The sequence below is a fragment of the Corallococcus sp. AS-1-6 genome (genome assembly GCF_020037015.1).
Classification (GTDB): Bacteria; Myxococcota; Myxococcia; order Myxococcales; family Myxococcaceae; genus Corallococcus.
This window is the reverse complement of sequence record NZ_JAIQDE010000034.1, coordinates 55,750-79,682: the sequence shown is the minus strand read 5'-3', so window position 1 is coordinate 79,682 and position 23,933 is coordinate 55,750. Positions and strand designations below refer to the sequence as shown.

Sequence of the window (23,933 nt, the reverse complement as noted above, 5' to 3'; positions counted from 1 at the left end):
AGGAGTTCACCCGGGCCGGTACGCGCGCACCAGCTCCACCAGCCGGTCCATCTCCTCGTGCGTGTTGTAGAAGTGCGGCGACAGGCGGATGCGCCCGCGCCGGACGGAGTGGGACACCTTCTGCTCCGCCAGGTACGCGCTGAGCGCCCGGACGTTCGCGCCCGGCGGCAGGAAGGTGAGGATGCCCGCGCGGTCCTTCGGCTCGGGGCCCACGTCGCAGCCCAGGCCGCGCAGGCCCAGGTCCAGCCGGGCCAGCAGCTCGCCAATGCGCGCGCCGATGGCGTCCGTCCCCACCTCCAGGAGCAGCTCCAGCGCGGCGCCCATCGCGTAGATGCCGGGGTACGCGGCGCTGCCCTCCTCGAACTTCGCCGCGTCCGCGCGCAGCTCGAAGTGCGAGCGGTTGAAGTTCCACGCGTCGGTGGTGCTGCGCCAGCCCACCAGCGCGGGCCGCACGCGCGGCAGCACGTCCTTCGCCACGTACAGGAAGCCGATGCCGGAGATGCCCAGCATCCACTTGTGGCTGTCCGCGCTGAGGAAGTGCGCGCGGCTCCTCTTCACGTCCACCGGGATGCAGCCCACGCTCTGGATGCCGTCCACGCACAGGAGCACGCCCGAGCGCTCACACAGCCCGCCCAGCGCATCCAGGTCCGTGCGGTGGCCGGTGGCGAACTGCACCGACGACACCGCCACCAGCCGCGTGCGCGAGGTGAGCACGGACGCCACGGCCTCCGGCGTCACGCCCCCGTTCGGCGTGGGAATCTCACGGACCTCCACGCCCCGGTGCTTCAAGTGCAGCCACGGGTAGACGTTGGAGGGGTACTCCAAGCCCGTGGCGACGGCGACCTCGTCCCCGGGTTGCCAGTCCAGCCCCTCCGCCACCAGCCCCAGGCCGTGGCTGGTGTTGCGCACGAAGGCGATCTCCTCCGGGGACGCGCCGATGATGCGCGCGGCGAGCCCGCGCACCTTCTCGCTCTGCGCCTCCCAGCCGCGCTCGTGGAGGACGCCGTGGTTCACCACGTCGTCCATCCAGGCCTTCACCGCGGCGGCGGCGCGCGTGCTGGTGGGCGCGACCCCGGCGTGGTTGAGGTAGAGCTGCTCCTTCAGGACGGGGAACTCGGCGCGGTAGGACTCGAACGGGGAGCTCATGGGTGGCGAGTGTAGCCACCTCTCCACCGCGCACGGCACGCTCCGCGAGCCCCGTCGACTACAGGACGACCAGCAGGCCCAGCGACGCCGTGGGGTACACCGTGCGCAGGCCCAGGTTGCTGTTGCCCACCTGGAGCTCGCGCACGTCCGTGAAGGTGAAGCCCGGACCCGCCCGCGCCGACAGGCCCACGCGCCCGGAGCCCGGCCGCCACATCACGCCCAGCGTGGGCTCCAGGAAGGCCGTCGTCGTGTAGTCCTTGCGGTCCGGCATCGCCGCGCCGCCCGGGCGCGCGACGAACTCCTCCAGGCCCAGCGTCATGCCCACGAACGGGCGCACCGTGCCGTCCGCCAGGAAGGCCAGCGTGTAGCGGCTGTCCACGCCCACGCCGAAGTTGAGCTTCACGTCGCTGCCGCCCACGTTGCTGAAGCGCGCCTTCGCGCCCAGCGACCGGTTCCACCCGCCCGCGCGCCCCAGGATGCCGAACGCCAGCCGCGAGTCCCGCGACGGCGCGACCTCCGCCCGGAGGCCGTACAGCGAGCCGTCCAGCGCGGGCGGCTGCAGCTCCAGCAGGAACGCCCCGCGCCGCTGCTGCTCCTGCCCCGTGGACGAGGACGCCATGTCCTGGGCCATCGCCGGCACCGCCACCAACGCCGCACCCACCGCCACCGCCTTCACCCACTGCATCGACCGCTTGGACTCGACTCGCATGGCCCGTCTCCTTCGGTTTAGCCGGACGACTAACTTAGTCACACAACTAACTAAGACTGACGACGCGGGATGTCAAGGCGACGAGCGGTCGCCGGCCTTGCGGGGGTGGGAGGCGGTGCCCTATGGGTCTGGGATGCCATCCCCCCGCCGTGGCAAGACGCCGCCTCCCCCCAGCGCTCCGGAGCCTGACGCCCGGGCGCGCCTCATCGCCGCCGGCCAGCGCGTGCTGGGCGAAAGGGGCTACGACGCCGCGACGGTGAAGGAGGTGGCGCGCGAGGCGGGGGTGAACCAGGGCCTGGTGCACTACTACTTCGGCAGCAAGGACGCGCTGCTGCTGGCCGTCACGCAGGAGGCGAGCCGCCAGTACATGTCGGAGCTGGAGCGGCTGCGCGCGCAGACGCCCGCGGAGGAGCTGGCGGAGACGGCCTTCGCCTGGGGCGAGAAGCTGGCCACGGACGCGCCGGGCACGTGCCGGCTGCGTTACGAACTCTTCGCGCTGGGCCTGCGCAACCGCGACCTGACGCCCGCCGTCGCGCAGTTGCTGAGCCAGGGCGACGGGGAGATCGCCCGCACCGTGGCGCAGTTCCGCGCGGGCCACGCCACGGCCCCTTCCGCGGAGGACGGGCACTACGCGGTCATCATCAAGGCGTGCGTGGACGGGCTCGCGCTGCACCACCAGTTGGACAAGAGCTTCGACCCGCTGCCCGTGTACGCGCTCCTGCGGCGGATCATCCTCGCGAGCATCGAGCAGTCCCCCTCGCCCCGCCCGCCCGCGCGCAAGCCGAAGGCCCAGGGCCGGCGTGGGGCGCGCGCGCCGCGCACGCCGCGCAAGGCCCCGGGCCCGCGCCGCCGCTGAAGGCAGCGGCCAGGCCAGCGCCAGCCCCAGAACAGACGTTCAACATTCAGTGGCTTCACCAACCCGGCGGGGCGCAGGATGCCCCGCATGGACTTCCAGCCTTCCGCCAGGACGACCGAATACCTGGAGCGCGTGAAGCGCTTCATGGCTGACCACATCGAGCCGGTGGAGGGCGAGTACCTCCAGGCCCTGCACGCGATGGAGGCCGGTGGGGATTGGCGCCAGTGGAAGGTGCCGCCGGTGATGGCGGAGCTCAAGGCCCGCGCGAAGGCGGCAGGGCTGTGGAACCTCTTCCTCCCGGACGCGAAGCTGGGCGCGGGGCTGAGCACGCTGGAGTACGCGCCGCTCGCGGAAGCCATGGGCCGCAGCTTCATGGCGCCGGAGGTCTTCAACTGCAGCGCCCCGGACACCGGCAACATGGAGGTGCTCTGGCGCTACGGCTCCCCGGAGCAGCAGGAGCAGTGGTTGAAGCCGCTGCTCGCGGGGGACATCCGCTCCGTGTTCTGCATGACGGAGCCGGACGCCGCGTCGTCGGACGCCACCAACATGCAGGCCACCGCCGAGGTGGACGGCGACCACGTGGTGCTCAACGGCAGGAAGTGGTGGTCCAGCGGGCTGGGGCACCCCAACGCGAAGGTGGCCATCTTCATGGGCCGCACGTCGCAGGCGGGCGCGGACCGCCACCACCAGCACTCCATGGTCCTGGTGCCCATGGACGCGCCGGGCGTCGAAATCATCCGCATGCTGCCCGTGTACGGCGACCATGACGCCCCGCACGGCCACGGCGAGGTGCACTTCCACAATGTGCGGCTGCCGGTGTCCGCGCTCATCTCCGGGCCGGGCATGGGCTTTGAAATCGCGCAGGGCCGCCTGGGGCCGGGCCGCATCCACCACTGCATGCGCTGCATTGGCGCGGCGGAGCGGGCGCTGGAGCTGATGATCGACCGGGGCATGGGCCGCACCGCGTTCGGCAAGCCGCTGCTCAACCTGGGCGGCAACCGCGAGCGCGTGGCGGAGGCGCGCATCGCCATCGACCAGGCGCGCCTGCTCACGCTGTACGCGGCGTGGAAGCTGGATGACGTGGGCGCGCTGGGCGCGATGACGGAGATTTCCGCCATCAAGGTCGTGGCGCCCAACGTGCTCCAGAAGGTGGTGGACGACGCCATCCAGTTGCACGGCGGCGCGGGCGTGTCGCGCGACACGCCGCTGGCGGGCTTCTTCGCCCAGGCGCGCAGCCTGCGCATCGCGGACGGCCCGGACGAGGTGCACAAGGGCGTCATCACCCGCATCGAGCTCGCGAAGCGCGGCTTCAGCAAGGGAGGTTGAACATGACGGCTCCGGTCTCCATCCCCCTGGACGAGGGCAAGGCCGTGCGCTCCGGCGAGGCGCTGGACGTGCCCGCGGTGGACGCGTGGCTGAAGGCCCAGGTGCCCTCGCTCCAGGGCACGCCGGAGGTGACGCAGTACACGGGCGGCGCCTCCAACTGGACCTACCGGCTCAAGTACGAGAACCGCGACCTCATCCTGCGCAGGCCGCCCTCGGGCACCAAGGCGAAGTCCGCGCACGACATGGCGCGCGAGTACACGGTGCAGCAGGCGCTCAAGCCCGTGTACCCGGTGGTGCCCACCATGGTGGGGCTGTGCCAGGACCCGGCCGTGCTGGGCGCGGAGTTCTACGTGATGGAGCGCATCCCCGGCCTCATCCCGCGCAAGCACCTGCCCAAGGGGTTGGAGCTGGACAAGGCCCGCACGCGCCAACTGTGCCTCAACGTGGTGGATCAGCTCATCGCGCTGCACGGCGTGGACGCGCAGGCGGTGGGGCTCCAGTCGCTGGGCAAGGGGCCGGGCTATCCGCAGCGACAGATTTCCGGCTGGTCCGACCGCTACGAGAAGGCGCGCACCTGGAACGTGCCCCGCATGAAGCGCACGCACGAGTGGCTGGCCGCGCACGTGCCGCCGGACATCAAGACGTGCGTCATCCACAACGACTGGCGCTTCGACAACGTGGTGCTCAAGCCGGAGGACCCCACGCAGGTCATCGGGGTGCTGGACTGGGAGATGGCCACGCTGGGCGACCCGCTGATGGACCTGGGCAACACGCTGGCCTACTGGGTCCAGGCAGATGACGACGCCTTCCTGCGCATGACGCGCCGTCAGCCCACGGACCTGCCCGGCATGCTCACGCGCGAGGAGGTGGTGGCGTACTACCTGGAGCGCACCGGCCTGAAGCCCGACAACTGGACCTTCTACGAGGTCTACGGCGTGTTCCGGCTCGCGGTCATCGCGCAGCAGATCTACTACCGCTACCACCACAAGCAGACGCGCAACCCGGCGCTCAAGAACTACTGGCTCATCGTCAACTACCTGGCCTACCGCTGCCGGCAGCTCATCAAGAAGGCGGGGGGCTGAGGTGGGCGCGCTCTACTTCATCCGCCACGGCCAGGCGTCCTTCGGCGCGCGGGACTACGACAAGCTGTCGGACGTGGGCGTGCAGCAGGCGCGCGTCCTGGGCGAAGCGCTGCGCGCGCGGCTGCCGAAGGTGGACGCCGTGGTGACGGGCACGATGCTGCGCCACCGCGAGACGGCGGACGCGTGCCTTCAGGCGCTGGACCTGGAGGTGGAGCCCGTGCGCACGCCGGGCTTCAACGAGTTCGACCACGAGGAGGTCGTGCACCGGCACACGCCGCGCTACGCGGACTTCGCCGTGCTGCGCGAGGAACTGGCCGCGATGAAGGACCCGCGCCGCGCGTACCAGGACCTGTTCACCCAGGCCGTGGGGCGCTGGGTCGCGGGCGGGCATGACAGCGAGTACCGGGAGCCCTGGAGCGCGTTCAAGGCGCGCTGCCTGGAGGCGCTGGCGGCGCTCATCGCTTCGCTGGGACCCTCCAGGACGGCGCTGGTGTTCACTTCCGGCGGCCCCATCACGGCCATCAGCCAGGACCTGCTGGGCATCCCGGACGCGCACGCGTTCCGGACGAACTGGACGCTGGCGAACTGTGGAGTCACGAAGGTCATCTACAGCGAGCGGGGCAGGTATCTGTCCACGCTCAACGAGCATGGACACTTCGAAGGCGAACACCGCGCGCTCATCACCTACCGCTGAGGTGGGGGGCTCGCGTAGCGTGAGCCCATGACGCGGTGCCTGCTCAACATCGACCTGGGGGAGCTGCCCGGGGAGGACGAACAGCTCTACGCGCTCGCGCACCTGGCGAACATCGCCTGCGGAGGCCATGCGGGGGATGCGGCGTCCATGCGGCGGGCGCTGGAGCTGTGCGAGCGCCACGGCACGCTGGCGGGCGCGCACCCGTCCTACGCGGACCGGGAGGACTTCGGGCGCAAGGCGCTGGACGTGGCGCCGGAGGTGCTGCGCGCGCAGGTGGCCCAGCAGTGCGGACAGCTTGCGGCGCTGGCCCGCGAGCGCGGCGTGCCGGTGAGGCATGCGAAGCCCCACGGGGCGCTGTACCACGCGGCCAACAAGTCCCCGGCGCTGGCGCGCGCGGTGGTGGACGGCGTGGTGGAGGCGCTGGGCACGGACGTCACGCTCGTGGGGCCCGGCACCGGCGCGTTGAGGGACGCGGCGCGGGCGGCGGGGCTCGGGTATGCGCGCGAGGGCTTCGCGGACCGGGGCACGTTGCCGGACGGTTCGTTGATTCCGCGCGGTCAGCCCGGCGCGGTGCTGACGGACGTGGGGCAGGCGCGCGAGAACACGGTGCGGCTGGCCACGGGCGGCGCGGTGGACACGCTGTGCGTGCACGGCGACACGCCGGGCGCGGTGGTGCTGGCCCGCGAGGTGCGCGCGATGCTGGACGCGCTGGAGCAGCCGCCGGAGCCGCTGGGGGACAGCGCGCTGCGGCTGGTGCTGCCGGAGACGGTGGACCGGGGTCTGGCACGCGAAGCCCTGGCCGCGCTGCCGGGCGTGCGGGACGCGGTCATCACCGAGGCCCACGCCTGCGTGTACTTCGACCCGGAGACACCGCCCGAGTCCCCGGCGCTCGTGCTGGCGCGGCTGCGCGTGGCACCGGTCACGCACGTGGAGCATCCGCTCATCCGCATCCGCGTGCGCTACGACGGCGAGGACCTGGCGAAGGTGGCGGAGCACGCGGGCCTGTCCGTGGACGAAGTGGTGCGGCGTCACACGGCGCGCGAGTACCGGGTGCGCTGCGTGGGCTTCCTGCCGGGCTTCGCGTACCTGGGGGACGTGGATCCGAGCATCGCGTGTCCCCGCCTGCCGGTGCCGCGCACGCGGGTGCCCGCGCTCGCGGTGGGCATCGCCGGGCAGCGCACGGGCGTGTACCCGTTCGCGTCGCCGGGAGGATGGAACCTCGTGGGCACCGCGCTGGACTTCACCGCGTTCGACCCCCAGCGAGGTACGCAGCTCCAACTGGGAGCCCGCGTGCGCTTCGAACGGGTGGAGGAATGAAGGCGTTCCGCCCGACGCGCCGCCAAACCTGTCCGACTGTCGGACCGATTTCCATGGCACGGCAGCAGGGAGTTCCCCCATCCAAAGCGGGGCCGGGGCGGGGGCGCGGGCTTCGAAACCTGTCCGACTGTCGGACAGCTTTCCTCTGTCCGGCTGGGGCGCGGGCTTCGAAACGTGTCCGACTGTCGGACAGGTTCGTGCGGTTTGCAGCCTTGCCCGAGGGCCTGGGGATGACCGCGCGAGGTGAAGAGCCATGAGCGCCTGTATCGAGATCGTCGGCCTGGGTGCCCCCGCCACCGTGCAGGACGGTGGACGGCCCGGCGTCATGCATCACGGCGTGCCGCCCGGCGGCGCGTGGGTGCCGGAGCTGCTCATCGCGGCGAACCGCGCGGTGGGCAACGCACCTGGCGCCGCGGCGCTGGAGGCCTTCGGCCGGCTGGAGCTGCGCGCCCGGGGCCGCGACGTGCGCGTGTCCGTGGATGGCGAAGCCCCCAGCCTCCTCGCGGACGGCGCCACGCGCACCGTGCCCGCGCCCACCGGACATGCCGTGCGCTACGTGGCCGTGGATGGCGCGCTCGCCGTGCCTGAAGTCCTCGGTGGCCAGGGCACGCTGTGGGTGGCCCGCCTGGGCGGCTGGGAAGGCCGCCCCCTGCGCACCGGGGACCGGCTCCCGCTGGGACCTCCCGGCACCGCCCCCTCCCCAGCCGACCTGTCACGTCTCACGGAGGCCCTGGACCCGGCCGCCCCGCTGCGCGTGCTCCTGGGCCCGGATGCGTCCTCCTTCAGCGACGCGGCCGTGGCGCTCCTCCTGGGCAGCACCTTCACCGTGTCGCCCTCCAGCGACCGCGTGGGCCAGCGGCTGGACGGACCTCCCGTGCCCCACGGCGACGAGGGCGGGGGCACCTGCCGCCCCATGGTGCGCGGCGCCATCCAGGTCACCCTCTCCGGCACGCCCATCGTGATGGGCCCGGACCACCCCACCACCGGGGGCTACCCCCTCATCGCCGCCGTCATCCGCGCGGACTGGGGCCGCCTGGGGGCCCGCCGTCCGGGCGCCCCGGTGCGCTTCCAGGCCGTGACCCTGGAGGTCGCTCGCGACGCCTGGAGGAACCACCCTGCCCGGCCGGACAGGGCAACTTCGGCCCCGTCCCGGCCGATACTGGGGGCATGACTCCTCCGAAGATCGGCCCGCGCCCCACCGCCACGCCCCGCACGCCGGAGCCGGCCCTCCCGCCGCGCCCCCGCAACGAGGTGAAGCCCGGCGCCAGCCAGGGGACCTCCCTCTTCGAGTCGTCCAAGGCCCGGAAGGCCCCGGTGGCCCTGTCCACCCCCGCCGCGGCCCCCCAGCAGGGCGGCCCGCGCCCCACGCCGGGCAGCTACCCCACCGCCGCGGACGTGGCGAACATCGCCGCGATGCAGGACCCCGTCGCGCGCAACCTGGCCATCACCCAGGGCTACCACGACCTGTCCGACGCCATGGGCACCCTGCTGGGCAAGGAGAACGCCAACTGGTCCACCTTCGCCACCTGGGCCTCGAAGCAGGCCGGCGTGAGCATCCGCCAGGAGGACATGCCCAAGGCCTTCGTGGACGTCCTCAAGGGCGGCGGCGTCGTGGGCGAGGCCATGTCCAGGGTGGACGACCTCCTGCGCAAGCTGGGCCTGCCCGCCATGCCCACCGGCGACATCGCCAAGGCCGGCGCGGACGCGCTCGACACCGTCAGCAAGGCCATTGGCGACGGCAACCAGTTCGTCTTCCGCGAGGTGGGCCACGAGTTCGCCCGCTTCGTGGAGACCTTCCAGGGTGACACGCAGTTGGACCCCGCGAAGCTCCAGCAGTACCTGGACGGCTTCCCCGCGGACAAGCCGCTGCTCAAGGAGGCCTTCGGCACCTACGCGCAGGCCATGTTCGAGAAGGACCCGAACACGAAGGCCGAGCTGATGCTCCGGGCCAACGACACCGTGGGCCTGCACGAGCAGACCCAGCTCCAGGGCTTCGTGGAGAAGGCGCTCAACGCCCCGGTGAAGCAGGTCTTCGCCAACATCCTCAAGCAGAGCATCGAAGCGGGCGCCAACGCGCTGCCCTTCCCCGCCAACCTCGCCGCCAGGGCCGCCATCAAGTCGGGCGCGGTGGACCTGGTGGTCAACCCGCTGGTGGACAAGCTGGCCGGCGTGTTCCGGGGCATCGCCACCGAGCACATGATGAAGCTCGCGGTGCCCGGCGGCGCGCTGAAGCTGGGCAACGACCTGCCGCCCCCCGCCGGCATGGAGTCCACGCTCTTCCCGCCGCACCTGCGCACCCTCGAGGACCCGAAGCTGAAGGCGCTCCTGGGCCGGCTGGACAAGACGCCCGACAGCCTCACGGGCACCGCCGCGAGGGACTGGAGCAAGCTGGACCAGCGGATGAACTACATCGTGGACCTCTTCCGCTCGCGCCAGGCGGATCCGCACCTGTTCGACCAGCCCTTCGGCAAGGAGGCCCACTACCCCGTGGCGCCCTCCACGCCGCGCCCGGCCGCACCCGCGGTGTCGTAGGCCTCGCTCCCACCGGGGACTCTTCCGCCGCCGTGAATTCGCGGCGGCGAGCCGCGTCCATCAGGGCATCCGACGCACTTGAAGGAGCCCCCCATGTCGAAGTGGCTGCTGGCAACGATGGCGCTGTCCCTCCCGGCCCTGGCCCACGCGGACGGCCCGCGCGGCAACAACCACGGCGAGCAGGTCCGTGACCGCCAGGAGCTGCGGCAGGACGCGCGCGAGACCCGGGATGACCGCTACGACCTGCGCCACGTGGAGTCGCTGCTCTCCCGCTACGACTCGGCCCGTGGCCGCTCGGCGCGCCGCGACCTGCTCCAGGTGGAAGAGGACGTGCGCCGCTACGTGGCGTCCGAGCTGAACGAGACCCGCCGCGAGCTGGCCCAGGACAAGCAGGAGGCGCGCGCCAGCGCCCGCGAGGTGCGCCACGACGGCTACCGCTACGACGACCGCAAGGACCACCGCGACGACGTGCGCGACGCCCGCCAGGAGTCCCGCGCCCTGCGCCAGACGCGCTCCATCGCCCAGGAGCTCAACGCCCTCTACGGCCGGCTGGACAGCGGCAGCCTCTCCCGCAAGCGCATGCTCCTGGCCGACCTGGTCCAGTTGGCCCGCACGGAGACGGCGCAGAACCGCCAGGAGACGCGCGAGGACCGCCGCGAGGCCCGCGAGGACAGCCGCTGGCACTGAGCCCGCGTCACACGTCCTCGACGGCGGTGAAGCCCTCCAGCCGCTCGATGCCCAGCTTCTTCATCCGGCTCTGCAGCGTGGACGGCTTGAGCCCCAGCAGCGCCGCCGCGCCGCCTTCACCGTAGACGCGGCCCCGGGTGAGCGCGAGCACCCGCAGGATGTGCTCGCGCTGCACCGCCGCCAGCGTGGGCACCTTCGCCCCCGCGGGCAGCGGCGCCGGGGTCTCCTCCGCCGGCGCCTCCCGCGCGCGCTCGCCGGTCGGCAGGTCGAAGGACTGCGCCGTCAGCTCCTGGCCGCGCGTGAGGATGGTGGCGCGCTCCAGCGCGTTCGCCAGCTCGCGCAGGTTGCCCGGCCAGTCGTACGCCGCCAGCCGCGCCAGCCCTGACGCCGTCACCCGCATGCCCCTCCGGCCCGTGCGCTTCGCCTGCTCCTCCAGGAGGAACACGGTGAGCTGCGGCAGGTCCTCGCGCCGCTCGCGCAGGGGCGGCAGCCTCAAGGGGAAGACGCTCAGCCGGTAGAAGAGGTCCTCGCGGAAGCGCTTCTGCGCGATGGCCTGGTGCAGGTCCACGTGCGTCGCCGCGAGGATGCGCACGTCCGCCCGCACCGTCTTGTCGCTGCCCACCGGCTCGAACGTCTTCTCCTGGAGCGCGCGCAACAGCTTCGCCTGAAGCTCCACCGGCAGCTCGCCAATCTCGTCCAGGAGCAGCGTGCCTCCGTGCGCCATCTGGAAGCGGCCCGCCCGGTCGCGGTTCGCGCCGGTGAAGGCCCCCTTCACGTGGCCGAACAGCTCGCTCTCCAGCAGGCCCGCCGGGATCGCCGCGCAGTTGAGCGACACGAAGGGCTGATCCGCCCGCGCGCTCCAGCGGTGGATGGCCCGCGCCAGCCGCTCCTTGCCCGTGCCCGTCTCGCCCGTGATCAGCACCGGCGTGTCCGTCTCCGCCACCTGCCGCGCGCGGCGGGACAGGTCGCGCATCACCGGACTCAAGGACGTCTCCAGGATGCCTTCCGAGTCCCCGCCCAACTGCGACTCCAGCAGCTTCGCGTGCTCGTGGTCCTGGCGGTGCAGCCGCTCCGCCGTGGCGCGCTGCTCCGCGCCCTGGAGCGCCGTGGCCAGCATCTGGCCGTAGACCTCCACCAGGTCCACCACCGGCTGCGCGTACGTCTCACACTGCACGCGGTCCAACGTCAGCACGCCGTAGCAGCGCTCCCCCGCGCACAGCGGCACCACCATGCACGAGTGCCCCGAGGGCAGATCCAGCACGCCGTCGAACGGGTCGCCATCCCCGTGCGAGTGGTCCTCCTCCGTGAAGGCCCGCGCCCGCCGCGTCTCCAGCGCCTGCTTCAGGGACGGGAAGTCCGCCAGCCGCAGCGAGTGCTTGCGCACCGCCTGGTTGGCGAGCGGGCCCCGCGCCGCCACCGCCTCCAGCCGCCCCTCCTTGAGGAGGAACAGCGTGGCCAGGTCGAAGGGCACCACGCGCGACACCCAGTCCAGCCCACGGCGCAGCAGCTCGCCCACCCCCTCCTCGGTGGTGGCCAGCTCGACCAGCTCCCGGGCGTCCTGCGAGACCTCCGGCTGACGCCCCATCAGTTCATCCGCCATGGACCAGCGATAATAGCGGACCACCGAAATTGCAGTGCGCCCGGCACCGGGATTTCGTTGCCCACCACCGGAGCCCCACGCCCGGACCAGCGGCCAGGGCGGGGACCGCGTGCCCCCTCACCTGCCCAGCCCGGCCGATACAGACACGCGGTCCAGCCCGTCCGCTACATCCAGGTATCGGCATAAGAAGACAAACCCCGGAAAACATCTTGTTGACAAGCATTGGATCATCCGGATACTCCAGCCCCATCAGTACATGATTTTGAGAATCATCATCAATTTCATGAGTAAATAAATTTGTGACACATCCGTGCACGTCGGGTCCGGGAGCCGTGGCTCCAGGCGGCGGGCGGATGCCGTTGCATGTCTGTCTCAACCCCGACGCTGCTCCAGGTGACATCTCAAGGACCCTCCTTCTCCTCCCAGAACGGGTGGGCTGACGCGGCTTTGCGCGCGCCAGGGCCCCAACCCCATACAGCCACACTGCTCCGCTGATTCATCCCCGCCGTGACGGCACCGTCCGCCCCGGAGGGCCGGGGTGTACCCAGACATCCATGTCTGGCCATGCCTGTGCGGCCACGGCCGAGGTGTGTCCGCGGCCTATCCAAGACGTGAGTCCAGCCCCTCCGCCGCCCGGCGCATGTCCATGCGCTGGCGGCAATACACCGCATCCAATCCAAGACTGGAGACAGCAGAACCATGCAGACAGAGACTGAGCAGGGAACGCGAGGGGCAGACATGCCTCCTCGCTGGCCGCGGCGCCCGTCGTCGGTGCTGGCGGGGTCCCGAGAGGGCCTGGCCGCGGTGACGGCGGCCCTGACGGGGGCGGTGGGCAGCGCGCTGGCCGTCGCGCGGTGGCCCTCGGGCCCGCTGCGCGCCGGGGCTCCGGAGGACGTGCTCGCCGCCGCCCGCGCGGCGCTGGGCGGGGACGGCATCCCCGAGGAGGGCATGGGCGCGGAGGCGGCGCTGGCCCGGCTGGGGCGGGTGCTCGTGGAGTACGGGCTGCACCTGTCACACGCGCACGCGGTCGCGCACCTGCAACCGCCTCCCCTGGCGGTCGCGGTGGCCGCGGACGCGCTGGCCAGCGCGAGCAACGCGTCGCTGGACACGTATGACTCCGGGCCCTCCGCCATCGCCATCGAGCGCTGGCTGATCCAGGGACTCCTGGGGCTGGCCGGGCTCTCCGCCCGGGCGGACGGGGTGCTCACCCCGGGCGGCTCCATGTCCAACCTGATGGGCCTGATGCTGGCCCGGGACGCGGCGGCGCTGCGCCGGGGCATCGACACGCGCCGGCAGGGCGTGGCCGCGCTGCCGGGCCCGGTGGTGCTGTGCTCGGAGCTGGCGCACTTCTCCGTGCACCGGGCCTGCGCGGCCCTGGGGCTGGGCGAGAACGCCGTGCGGCCGGTGCCCACGGACTCGCGCCGGTGCATCCGCCCGGACGCGCTGGCGGCCCTCCTGCGGGAGCTGCCGCCGGAGCACACCCCGCTGGCCATCGTGGCCACGGCGGGCACCACGGACTTCGGCAGCGTGGATCCGCTGCACGCCATCGCGGACATCGCCGCCGAGCACGGCGTCTGGCTGCACGTGGACGCGGCCTACGGCTTCGGCGCGCTGTTCTCCGAGCGGCTCAAGGGCCGGCTGGACGGCGTCTCGCGGGCGGACTCCCTCACCCTGGACCTGCACAAGCTGGGCTGGCAGCCCGCCGCCACCAGCGTGCTGCTGGTCTCCGACGCCAAAGCCTTCGCCGCGCTGGACCGGCAGGTCGCCTACCTCAACCCGGAGGACGACTCGGAGGCGGGCTATGACGGCCTGCTGGGCCGCAGCCTCCAGACGACGCGCCGGCCGGACGCGGTGAAGGTCGCCGCCACGCTGCTGGCGCACGGGCGCCGGGGCCTGGGCGACATGGTGGACACCTGCCACGACCTGGCCCGCCACGCCGAGGCGCGCATCCTGGCGGAGCCGGAGCTGGAGCTGGTGGCCCCCGCCGAGCTGACCACCGTCGTCTTCCGCTACCGCGTCCCGGAGGCCCCGTCCCGCGAGGATGAGATCAACGGCGCCCTGCGCCGCCGCCTCCTGGAGACCGGGACCGCGCTCATCGGCCGCACCGCCGTGCGCCTGGACGGGCCGGGCTCACCGGAGCGCGTCTGCCTGAAGTTCACCCTCCTCAACCCCACCACCACGCCCGAGGACATCGACGCCCTCGTGCACACCGTCCTCGAAGCCGGCCGCGCCCTGTCGCCGCGCTTCCAGAAGGGGGCCGCGTGAGCACCGCCCTTGCCCTGACGCCCTCCCCCGCCGTGGATCCGCTGGAGCACGCGGACGCGCGCCTGTCCGCGGAGCACGCCCACCTGGAGGCGCTGCTGCGCTGCTGGCTCATGGAGACCCATACCCCCGTGCGCCCGGGGCCGCTGCGCGTGTCCCTGCCCGGGTCGGGGCTCGCGCTCACCACCGAGGTGACCCACTGCTCTCCGAGCGGCTGGCACCGCTTCGGGCCGGTGTCCCTGGAGGGACCGGGCGGCGCGACGCGGGCGGACCCCGTGCTCGCCGTGGCGCTGGTGGCGCATGAGGCCGCGCTGCGCGGTGGCGCCGCCCGCCGGGGTGGCATCCCCGCGGGCCAGGTCGCGGACTTGGTGGAGCGCACGGCCGAGTCCGTGCGCCGGGTGACGGACTTCGTGGGCCACCGCCGCGCCCGGCCCCAGCCGCCGGCCGGGGTGGACGGCTTCCTGGACGCCGAGCAGGCGCTGCTGCTGGGCCACCTGCACCACCCGGCCCCCAAGAGCCGGGACGGGCTGTCCTCCACGGACAGCGCGGACTTCTCCCCGGAGCTCCGGGGCTCGTTCCGGCTGCACTGGTTCGCCGCGCATCCCTCTGTGGTGTCCCACGACGCGGTGGCGGGCGCGCCGTCGCTGGCGGGGCGGGACATGGTGGCGCTGATGGCGGACCTTGCGGAGTGCCCCCGTGACGACGGCCGGGTGCTGGTGCCCGCCCACCCGTGGCAGGCCCGGGACGTGCTCCGCCGGCCGCGCGTCGCGGCGCTCATTGAAGCGGGCCTGCTGACGCCGCTGGGCGAGCGGGGGCCGCGCTGGTGGGCCACGTCGAGCGTGCGCACCGTCTACCGCCCGGACATGCCGGTGATGCTGAAGCTGTCGCTGGGCCTGCGGCTGACCAACTCCCGCCGGGAGTCCACCCGCACGGAGCTGCGCCGCGGCCTGGAGATCCACCGGCTGCTGGACGCGGGCTACGCGAGCGCCACCACCGCCGCGCACCCGTCCTTCTCCATCGTGAAGGACCCGTCCTGGCTGGCGGTGGACGAGCCGTCGCGGCCCGGAGGGCCGGAGGTGACGGGCCTGGACGTGGCGGTGCGCGAGGTGCCGTCGCGCGTCGCGACCCTGCGCTGCCTCGTGGGCCTGGTGGCGCCGCGCCCGGGGCTGGGGCGCAGCATGCTGGGCACGAGCGTGGCCGCGCTGGGCCCGGGCGCCGCGGAGGCGTGGGTGGCCGACTACACGGACCGCGTGCTGGTCCCCATGCTGCACCTGTACGCGTCCACCGGCATCGGCCTTGAGGCGCACCAGCAGAACACGCTGGTGCAGTTGGATGACCGGGGCCGCGTCGTGGGCTCCGCGTTCCGTGACAACCAGGGCTACTACCTGGCCTCGTCGCACCTGCCCCGGCTGCTGCGGCTGCTGGGCGTGGACGCCTCCACGCTGGCCGTGGTGGACGACGCCCTCGTCGACGAGCGGCTCTCCTACTACCTGCTGCGAAACCAGGCCCTCGCGGTCGTGGGCTGCCTGGGCTCCGAAGGGCTGGGCGACGAGCGCCGGCTGCTCGGGGTGATGGCGGGCCGGCTCCGCGACGCGCTGCCGTCGCTGGCCGCCGCGGGCCCCTCGGGGGACCGGCTGGCGCGCCGGTGGCTGGAGGCGGACATCCTCCCCACCAAGAGCAACCTGCTCACCCGGCTGCACGGCATCGACGAGGTGCTCGCGCCGCTGGACGCGCAGTCCGTCTACCTCGACGCGCCCAACCCCCTGCGCGAGGCCCGGCGATGAGCGTGGACGTTCCTGGCCCCCCGCTGCCCCACCTCCCCGCGCCGTGGCGGCTCAGGCCCGCGAGCGTCTCCGAGGACCTGGAGCGCCTGGTGCGGTGGATGCGCGCGCCGCACGTGGCCGAGTTCTGGAAGCAGGCCTGGCCGGAGGACCGCTGGCGCGCGGAGCTGGAGCGGCAGTTGGCGGGGACGCACTCGCTGCCGTGCATGCTCGAGCGGGACGGCGTTGCGCTCGCGTACCTGGAGCTCTACCGCGTGGCGCGCGACCGGCTGGCCGGGCACTACGCGCAGCGGCCCCACGACCTGGGCGTCCACGTGGCCATTGGCGAGTTGGGCGGCACCGGGCGCGGCCTGGGCCGCTCGCTGCTGCGCGCGGTGGCGGAGGGGCTGCTCGCCGCGGACCCCGACTGCACCCGGGTGGTGGCCGAACCGGACTCACGCAACGCGCCCTCGCTGCGCGCCTTCTCCGCCGCCGGCTTCCGGGCCGTTGGCGCCATCAACCTGCCGGACAAGGCGGCGACGCTGTTCGTCTACCCCCGCTCCGAGAAAGACCTCCCATGAACCCCGTGACCGCTGAGACCGTTTCCGAACACGACGTGGTGGCCATCGGCTGTGGCCCCTTCAACCTGGGCCTGGCGGCGCTCGCGTCGCGCGTGGAGGGCCTGGACCTGGTGGTGCTGGAGGCCCAGCCGGGCCTGAGCTGGCACCCGGGCCTGATGTTCGACGAGGCCCTGCTCCAGCTCAGCTTCCTGGCGGACCTGGTCAGCCTCATCGACCCCACGCACCCGCTGTCGTTCCTGGCGTACCTGGGTGAGAAGGACCGGCTCTACCCGTTCTACATCCGCGAGCGCTTCCACCCGACGCGGCGTGAGTACGAGGACTACCTGCGCTGGGCCGTGACGAAGCTGCCGTCCGTGCGCTTCTCGCACCGCGTGGAGTCCATGGACTGGGACGCCGGGCGCCAGCGCTTCGTGCTGCAGGTGCGGCGCGCGGAGGGCGAGCGCGTGACGATGCTGGCGCGCGACGTCGTCATCGGCATCGGCACGGAGCCGTCGCTGCCGCGCGCGCTGGCGTCGCTGCCGGAGGGCCGCGTGGTGCACACCGGCCACTACCTGCACCGTCAGCGGGACGTGGAGGCCGCGCGCCGGGTGACGGTGGTGGGCTCCGGGCAGTCCGGCGCGGAGGTGGCGCTGGACCTGCTCCAGCGCAACCTGGCGGGCGGCGCCGCGGTGAGCTGGCTCACGCGCACGGTGTCCTTCGCGCCGCTGGACTACACCAAGCTGACGCTGGAGATGACCACGCCGGCCTACGTCCGGTACTTCCACGCGCTGCCCCAGCCCACCAAGGACCGGCTCGTCGCCGAGCAGTGGCGGCACTACAAGGGCATCTCCACGGAGACGCTGGAGCAGTTGCACGACGTGCTGTACCGGCGGGAGCTGGAGCAGGGCCTGTCCCCGGTGGAGCTGCGCTCCAGCGTGGCGGTGGAGGACGCGTCCGTGAGCCCCGCCGGGGACGTGGTGCTCCAGTGCCGGCACCTGGACACCGGCGAGACGTTCGAGCACACGACGGCGCTCGTCGTCGCGGCCACCGGCTACAAGCAGCGCTCGCCCGGGTTCCTCAAGCCCATGGAGCGGCGGTTGCGCTGGGACGACCAGGGCCGCTACCGCGTCCGCCTGGACTACTCCGTGGAGCTCGCGCCCGAGGTGCAGGGCCGCGTCTTCGTCACCCACGCCGACCTGCACAGCCACGGCGTGGCCGCGCCGGACCTGGGCATCTCCGCGTTCCGCAACGCCACCATCCTCAACACCCTGCTGGGGCGCGAAGTGTTCCGGCTGCCCCGGCGCACGGCCTTCTCCAGCTTCGGCGTCCCGGAGCACTCCGGAGACGCGGCCCGCCCCGCGGACAGGGCCCCGGTGCCGCACGCGTACCCGGCGATGCCAGGCGAGCCGCCCCGGCCGGTCGGCCCGCGCCTGTCGGAGGCGCCATGAGCACGCGGTCAGGGCAAGCCCCGGCCCCGGAGACAGGGTCCGTCGAGCACGCCAGCGTGGAGGCCCGCCGCGCCGCGCGGTGGACGTTCGCGCTGGTGAGCGCGGGGGGCGTGGTGATGACGCTGGACGTGACGGTGGTCAACGTCGCGCTGGCGGCCATCGCCGCGGACCTCAAGGCCGGGCTGAGCCAGGTGCAGTGGACGGTGTCCGCGTATTCGCTCGCGTTCGGCGCGCTGCTGCTCACCGCGGGCGCGCTGTCCGACCGCGTGGGCCGGCGCAGCGTCTTCGTCGCCGGCACCGCCCTGTTCACCGTCGCCTCCGTGCTGTGCGGACTGGCCCCCGACGCGGGCACGCTGGTGGCCGCCCGCGTCGCCCAGGGCCTGGGCGGCTCCATGATGTTCGCGCCCGCGCTGGCGCTGCTCGCCGCCGTGTACGAGGGCGCGGAGCGTCAGCGCGCCATCGCCACGTACGCGGCCATCGCCTCCGCCGCGGGCGCGCTCGGGCCCGTGGTGGGTGGGGTGCTGGTGGAGCTGGTGGGCTGGCGGTGGATCTTCCTGGTCAACGTCCCCATCGGCCTCTGGGTGGTGGTGGGCGCGCTGACCCGGATGCCCTCGCTCACGCCGAAGGACACCCACCGCGGCCTGGACCTGCTGGGGGCGCTGCTCGCCATCGGCGTGCTGCTGTCCCTGCACTACCCCCTGATGATGGGGCCCGACGCCGGCTGGGGCTCCGCGCACGTGTGGGTGCCGGCGTGCGCGGGCGGGGTGTTCCTGGTGGCGCTCGTCGCCAGCCAGCGCCGCCCCGGCGCCATGCTGGACCTGGAGCTGCTGCGCATCCCGGAGCTGTCGGGCGCGGCGGTGCTCGGGTTCCTGGCGCGCATGGCCAGCCTGGGCGTGCTCGTCTTCACCACGCTGTGGTTGCAGCGCGCGGCGGGCGGCTCGCCCCTGGTGGTGGGCCTGCGCCTGCTGCCGCTGACGGGCAGCCTGCTCGTCGTGGGCCTGTTCATGGCGCGCATCCAGGCGCGCTTCCAGGCGTCCACGCTGGTGGCCAGCGGCTTCGCCTTCCAGGGCGCGGGGCTGGGCTTCCTCGCGCTGGGGGCCGCCCTGGCCTCGCCGTGGGTGAACGTCCTGGGGCTCCTCCTGATGGGCACCGGTGGCGCCGTCCTCTTCCCGCCGCTGATGGGCGTGGCGGTGAGCGTGGTGCCCCCGGAGCGCGCGGGCATGGCCTCCGGACTGACCAACGCCTGCTACCCCCTGGGCACCGCCACGGGGGTGGCCGTCTTCGGCGCCGTGTTCTCGTCGCGGCTCGGCGCTGCGCTGTCCCAGGCCTCGCTGCCGTCCGACGTGGCCCGGCACACCCGCATGGCGGTGGAGACCGGGCAGTTCGGCGCCGTGGAGCCGACCTTGCTTCCGCTGGCCACCTCCGCCTTCGGCGACGCCTACCTGGCCGTGTGCCTGTCCGCCGCGGCGGTGTGCCTGGGCGGCGCCGTCCTCGCGCTTCGCGTCCTCTCCCGCTCCGCGCCCCGGGCCTCGCGCCCGGCCGTGGGAGCCCCGTCCCTTTCCTTGAAGGAGTCCCCGTGAATCCCCGCAACGAAGCCATGCACCTCGAGTCCCCCGTCACCCGCCTGCCCACCGCGGCCCCCAACACCTCCACCGGAGCCGGCGAGCACCCGGTGCCCGCCCTGTCCGACGTGAGCCCCGCGGACTGGCGCGAGGCCAGCCGGCGGCTGCTGGCCAAGGCCCTGGGCGAGTGGTCCTTCGAGGAGATGCTCAAGCCCGTGGAGGACGGCGGCGAGGGCCGCTACCGCGTGGACCTGGGCAGCGGCACGTCGTACCTGTTCCGCGCGCGGCCGGGCGCCTTTGGCTGGATGAAGGTGGACCCCGCGTCCATCACCCGCAGCGCCACCGGCATGCTGGGCAACAGCATCGCGGAGCCCGCCTGGGACGCGCTCCAGTTCCTCGCGGACGCCGCGTCCACGCTGAACACGGACGCGTCCACGCTGGCCACCTACTTCAACGAGCTGTCCTCCACGCTGGCGGTGGACGCGGCCCGCCTCGCGCACGGCGGCCACACCGCCGCCCAGATGCGCGAACTGGGCCACACCGAGCTGGAGTGCCACATGACCGGCCACAACTGGCTGGTGGCGAACAAGGGCCGCGTGGGCTTCTCCGCGTCCGACGTGCGCCGCTACGCCCCGGAGGCGCGCCAGCCGGTGCGGCTGCGGTGGGTGGCGGTGCACCGGGGGCTGGCGGAGTTCCGCGGCACGTCGGAGCTGTCCGAGCAGGCCATCCTGGAGCGCGAGCTGGACGCGGCGACGCGCGCCCGCTTCACCCGCGTCCTCACCTCGCTGGGCCTCAAGCCGGACGCCTTCGTGTGGATGCCCGTGCACCCGTGGCAGTGGGAGCACGCGGTGCAGGTGCTGCACGCGGCGGACGTGGCGCAGCGGCGCATCGTGCCCCTGGGCGAGAGCCCGGACGAGTACCTGCCCGGCCAGTCCATCCGCACGATGGCCAACATCACCACGCCGGGCCGTTATGACGTGAAGCTGCCCCTGCGCATCCTCAACACGCTGGTGTGGCGCGGCATCCCCCCGCACTGCACGCTGGGCGCGCCCGTCGTCACGCAGTGGCTCAAGTGCCTGCTGGACAGCGACCCCTTCCTCACGGACACCTGCCGCACGGTGTTCCTGGGCGAGGTGGCCTCCGTGACGGTGCGCCACCCGTACCTCTCCAAGGTGGCGGAGGTGCCCTACCAGCACCTGGAGACGCTGGGCTGCATCTGGCGCGAGCCCGTCGCCGCGCGGCAGGACCCCGCCGAGCGCGTGCGCACCTTCGCGTCGCTCCTGCACGTGGACACCCGGGGCACGGCGTTCGTCGCGGAGCTGGTGCGCGCGTCGGGCCTGGGCGCGGAGGCCTGGCTGCAGCGGTTGTTCGACACGCTGCTCATCCCCATCATGCACGTGCTGTATCGCTACGGCATCACCTTCAACCCGCACGGGCAGAACACGCTGTTGGGCTTCGACGGGGACGACGTGCCCCGCCGCCTGTACCTCAAGGACTTCGTGGACGACGTGTGCGTGTCCTTCACGGACGTGCCGGAGCGCGGCCCGGAGCCGGACGGCCATGACCACGTGCTGCCGCGCAAGCACCCGTCGGTCATCCGCCAGCACGTGGTGGACCAGATCTTCGTGGGCCACTTCCGCTACCTGGCGCCGCTGTGCGAGGAGCAACTGGGCGTGCCGGAGCAGGCCTTCTGGCGTCAGGTGCGCGCGACCATCCTGGCCTTCCACCAGAAGAACCCGGAGCTGCGCGAGCGCTTCGCCGAGTACGACCTGCTGGTGCCGCGCATCCCGCGCTACGCGCTCAACCGGGACCGCATCGTCGTCACCCGCTACACCGACCGGGCCCTGCGCCACGCGCTGTACCCGAACGGGACGCTGCCCAACCCGCTCGCGCGGGACTGACGCCGCGCGGGGGAAAGGGCCGCTCGTCCTAGAAGTCCGCCGTCAGCTTGACGGACAGGAAGCGGCCCGGCCTCTGCACGCCGAAGAAGTCGTAGGCCTTCGCGTTCGTGAGGTTGAGCACCTCCAGGGTGCCCCCCAGCCGGGGGGAGCCCTCGCGCACGTAGGAGAGCGCCAGGGAGTGGACGAGCTGCGCGTCCACCTCCTGCTTGTACTGGCGCAGGCCCTGGCTCTCCCAGCCCCGGAAGAACCCGTGCACGTAGCGCGAGGTGAAGCCCAGGGACGCGACGTCCGTGGGCTTGAACAGCGCGCGCCGCTGGAGCCGCGCCGACGCGTTGGCGAAGAGCCACGGGCGGTTGGGGATGCGGTCGCCGTCGAAGGCCGCGAAGGCGCCCGCGCCGCCCGCGTTGCGGAAGTCCTGCCAGGTCGCGTTGGCGTCCAGCGCCAGCCAGTCCCCCGGCACCGTCCACCCCGCGGAGGCCTCCACGCCCAGCGAGCGCGCCGCGTAGACGTTCTCGTAGCTGAGGGTGGTGTCGTTGCCCAGCAGCACGATGAGCTGAGCCGCGAAGCGGGCGAAGCCGCCCACGCTGCCGCGGAAGCGGCCCAGCCCGGTGCCCAGGTCCTCCAGCGCCAGCTCCAGGTTCGCGTTGTGGCTGGCCTCGGGCCGCAGCGCCAGGTTCGCGGCCACCAGGACGCCGTCGCCGAACAGCTCGTCCGGGCCGGGCAGGCGCGTGGTGTATTCGTAGGACGCCTTGGCCAGCAGCCCGTGCGGCAGGAACAGCCGCAGGCCATCGCCCACGCCCAACCGCTCGCTGGCCTGGTCGCGGCGCACGACGTCGCCCGCGGAGAGCACCTCCTGCGACGCGGAGCGCATCACGTAGCCCTTCACGAAGGCCACGTTCTTGAGCCGCCCGTCCGCCAGCATCGCCTCGTGCTCCAGGCCGCCCACCAGCGTGAGCAGGTTCCTGCGCGCGTCGAGCGGGTCCCGCTGCCCGGTGTCCTGCTTGAGCCGGTCCTGCCCCTGGCGGCTCACGAAGGTGGGCGCCAGCGTGAGGCGCAGGCGCTGGGACTCGGACAGCTCGTAGCCCGCGTGGAGCCGCGCCAGGGCGCTGTGCTGCCAGAGCGTCTGGTCCGTGGGCGTGGCGCCCAGCTCTCCCGGCTGGCGGCGCTCGGTGACCGGGTTGCCGTACCAGTCGTAGACGAACATCGACGTGTCGCGGAAGTCGGTGTCCCGGCGGCTGTAGCCGCCCACCGCCTCCAGCCGCAGCCTCCCGTCCCGCAGCCCGCCCCGGGCCCAGGTGGCCAGCGCGCCCCAGCTCGACTCGGCGGAGAGCGCCTCGCCGTAGGGCACGGTCATCACCACGTTGTGCTGGAGCTCCTTGCGGGAGCGCGAGCCGAACACGCGCAGCGACAGGCGCTCCGCGTAGGGCGTGTCGGCGACGCCCAGCTCCAGCCCGGCGCCTCCCGCTGCGAAGCCGTCGTGGAAGCGCGGCACGCGGGCCGGCTGGAGCCGCCCCCGGTCGTCCGGCACCTCCACGTCCACCGCGTAGTCGTTGCGCGCGAAGTCCCCGAAGGCGTGGCCGCGCAGGAACACGCCGCTCGGGCCCAGCTTGTACTGGCCGGAGACAGCGCCCCGGTACGTGTCGAACGAGCCCGCCTGCAGCGACACGGACAGCCCGTCCTGCTCGTTGCCGTCCGACGAGACGAGGTTCACCGCGCCGCCCAGCGCGTCCGCGCCGAAGCGCACGGGCACCACGCCCCGGTACACCTCCACGCGCTTGAGCAGGTTGACCGGCACGTTGGCGATGCCCAGCCCGAAGCCCGCGAGCTCCAGCGGGACGCCGTCCAGGAAGAAGCGGACCTGCTCCCCGGAGAAGCCGTTGAGCGAGAAGCGGGCGTTGGACCCCAGGCCGCCGGTGCGCTGCACGCTGACGCCGCTGTTGCGGCTGAGCACCTCGCCCAGGTCCGCCGTCTGCCCCTTCGCGGCCTCCAGCTCCACCACGCGGACCGACTCCGCGGACAGGGCGCGCTCCTCCGACTTGCTCAGCTCGCGGCCCGTCACGCCGATGGTGGTCCCCATGTCGAGCGCCACCTCCAGCCGGGCCTCCACCTCCGTCCGCTGCCCCGCCGCCACCTGGACGCGCCAGGCGCGCGGCTCGCAGCCGGGGACGTAGACGTGCAGTTCGTAGTCGCCGGGGCTCAGCCCCTTCACCTGGAAGCGGCGGCGCGCGTCCATCCTCGGCGCACGGGTGTTCCCATCCGGCTCCAGCAGGAGCAGCTCCGCGTGCCCCACGTCCCCGTCCGCGCACGCGGTCAACTGGCCCGAAAGCTCGCCCACGCCCGGCGCGGGCCCCCCCATGTCCTGCGCCAGCGCGGGCGCCGACAGGCACAGGGCCAGCGCCCCCAGGGTCCGCTTCCAGCCCAAGCGCGAGCGCGAGCGGGGAAGACACACGGGAGAGGCAGGGCGGCCGGAGAGGATGGACATGGTGCGAGC

18 protein-coding genes are annotated in these 23,933 nt (G+C 73.1%); 14 read left to right on the top strand and 4 right to left on the bottom strand.

The features are described from left to right. Positions 1–6: 6 nt before the first annotated feature. Together K8612_RS33795 and K8612_RS33790 are read right to left on the bottom strand one after the other, a co-directional pair. Positions 7–1,146 carry an aminotransferase class V-fold PLP-dependent enzyme gene (locus tag K8612_RS33795; protein ID WP_223765260.1) on the bottom strand — a complete coding sequence of 380 codons (1,140 nt, stop codon included), beginning with the start codon at positions 1,144–1,146 and terminating at the stop codon, positions 7–9. Positions 1,147–1,204: 58 nt separating this feature from the next. Further along, entirely contained in the window at positions 1,205–1,855 is a 651-nt protein-coding gene (locus tag K8612_RS33790) for a hypothetical protein (protein ID WP_223765259.1), read from the bottom strand. 133 nt (positions 1,856–1,988) lie between these two features. Here K8612_RS33790 and K8612_RS33785 point away from each other — a divergent pair, with 133 nt between their 5' ends. From K8612_RS33785 to K8612_RS33750, 8 genes are all read left to right on the top strand, one after another. Continuing rightward, a complete protein-coding gene (locus K8612_RS33785; protein WP_223743769.1) occupies positions 1,989–2,711 on the top strand; it encodes a TetR/AcrR family transcriptional regulator in 723 nt (240 codons plus the stop codon). An 87-nt stretch (positions 2,712–2,798) separates the two neighbouring features. After that, entirely contained in the window at positions 2,799–4,037 is a 1,239-nt protein-coding gene (locus tag K8612_RS33780) for an acyl-CoA dehydrogenase family protein (protein ID WP_223765258.1), read from the top strand. Between the two features lie 2 nt (positions 4,038–4,039). Further along, complete coding sequence (locus tag K8612_RS33775) at positions 4,040–5,119, top strand: phosphotransferase family protein (RefSeq protein ID WP_223765257.1); 1,080 nt, start codon at positions 4,040–4,042, stop codon at positions 5,117–5,119. Position 5,120: 1 nt separating this feature from the next. Next, positions 5,121–5,813, top strand: a complete 693-nt coding sequence (locus K8612_RS33770) for a histidine phosphatase family protein (protein ID WP_223765256.1) — start codon at positions 5,121–5,123, stop codon at positions 5,811–5,813. Between the two features lie 27 nt (positions 5,814–5,840). Next, entirely contained in the window at positions 5,841–7,130 is a 1,290-nt protein-coding gene (locus tag K8612_RS33765) for a LamB/YcsF family protein (RefSeq protein WP_223765255.1), read from the top strand. Between the two features lie 253 nt (positions 7,131–7,383). After that, positions 7,384–8,301, top strand: coding sequence for a biotin-dependent carboxyltransferase family protein (locus tag K8612_RS33760; protein ID WP_223765254.1), 918 nt, complete (start codon positions 7,384–7,386; stop codon positions 8,299–8,301). After that, positions 8,298–9,662 carry a hypothetical protein gene (locus K8612_RS33755; RefSeq protein WP_223765253.1) on the top strand — a complete coding sequence of 455 codons (1,365 nt, stop codon included), beginning with the start codon at positions 8,298–8,300 and terminating at the stop codon, positions 9,660–9,662. The genes K8612_RS33760 and K8612_RS33755 overlap by 4 nt, the downstream gene beginning before the upstream one ends. A 93-nt stretch (positions 9,663–9,755) precedes the next feature. Then, positions 9,756–10,349 carry a hypothetical protein gene (locus K8612_RS33750; protein ID WP_223765252.1) on the top strand — a complete coding sequence of 198 codons (594 nt, stop codon included), beginning with the start codon at positions 9,756–9,758 and terminating at the stop codon, positions 10,347–10,349. 7 nt (positions 10,350–10,356) lie between these two features. Here the strand turns inward: K8612_RS33750 and K8612_RS33745 are convergent, their stop codons facing one another. Beyond that, complete coding sequence (locus K8612_RS33745; protein ID WP_223765251.1) at positions 10,357–11,949, bottom strand: sigma 54-interacting transcriptional regulator; 1,593 nt, start codon at positions 11,947–11,949, stop codon at positions 10,357–10,359. A 738-nt stretch (positions 11,950–12,687) separates the two neighbouring features. Here K8612_RS33745 and K8612_RS33740 point away from each other — a divergent pair. From K8612_RS33740 to K8612_RS33715, 6 genes are read left to right on the top strand one after another with little or no spacing between them, the layout of a single operon-like run. Beyond that, complete coding sequence (locus K8612_RS33740; protein WP_223743760.1) at positions 12,688–14,214, top strand: pyridoxal-dependent decarboxylase; 1,527 nt, start codon at positions 12,688–12,690, stop codon at positions 14,212–14,214. After that, entirely contained in the window at positions 14,211–15,995 is a 1,785-nt protein-coding gene (locus K8612_RS33735; RefSeq protein WP_223765250.1) for an IucA/IucC family protein, read from the top strand. The genes K8612_RS33740 and K8612_RS33735 overlap by 4 nt, the downstream gene beginning before the upstream one ends. Next, positions 15,992–16,552 (top strand): GNAT family N-acetyltransferase, encoded by a 561-nt coding sequence (locus tag K8612_RS33730; protein ID WP_223765249.1) that lies wholly within the window; start codon positions 15,992–15,994, stop codon positions 16,550–16,552. Before K8612_RS33735 ends, K8612_RS33730 begins: the two co-directional genes overlap by 4 nt. After that, positions 16,549–17,979: a lysine N(6)-hydroxylase/L-ornithine N(5)-oxygenase family protein gene (locus K8612_RS33725; protein ID WP_223765248.1), complete on the top strand. Its 1,431-nt coding sequence runs from the start codon at positions 16,549–16,551 to the stop codon at positions 17,977–17,979. The genes K8612_RS33730 and K8612_RS33725 overlap by 4 nt, the downstream gene beginning before the upstream one ends. After that, entirely contained in the window at positions 17,976–19,559 is a 1,584-nt protein-coding gene (locus tag K8612_RS33720) for an MFS transporter (RefSeq protein WP_223765247.1), read from the top strand. Before K8612_RS33725 ends, K8612_RS33720 begins: the two co-directional genes overlap by 4 nt. Next, the gene (locus K8612_RS33715) at positions 19,556–21,442 is read left to right on the top strand and encodes an IucA/IucC family siderophore biosynthesis protein (protein WP_223765246.1); all 1,887 of its coding nucleotides are present in this window, start codon (positions 19,556–19,558) and stop codon (positions 21,440–21,442) included. Before K8612_RS33720 ends, K8612_RS33715 begins: the two co-directional genes overlap by 4 nt. 28 nt (positions 21,443–21,470) lie before the next feature. Here K8612_RS33715 and mxcH read toward each other — a convergent pair whose 3' ends face one another. Beyond that, positions 21,471–23,924: a TonB-dependent siderophore myxochelin receptor MxcH gene (gene mxcH / locus K8612_RS33710; protein WP_223765245.1), complete on the bottom strand. Its 2,454-nt coding sequence runs from the start codon at positions 23,922–23,924 to the stop codon at positions 21,471–21,473. Positions 23,925–23,933: the final 9 nt, after the last annotated feature.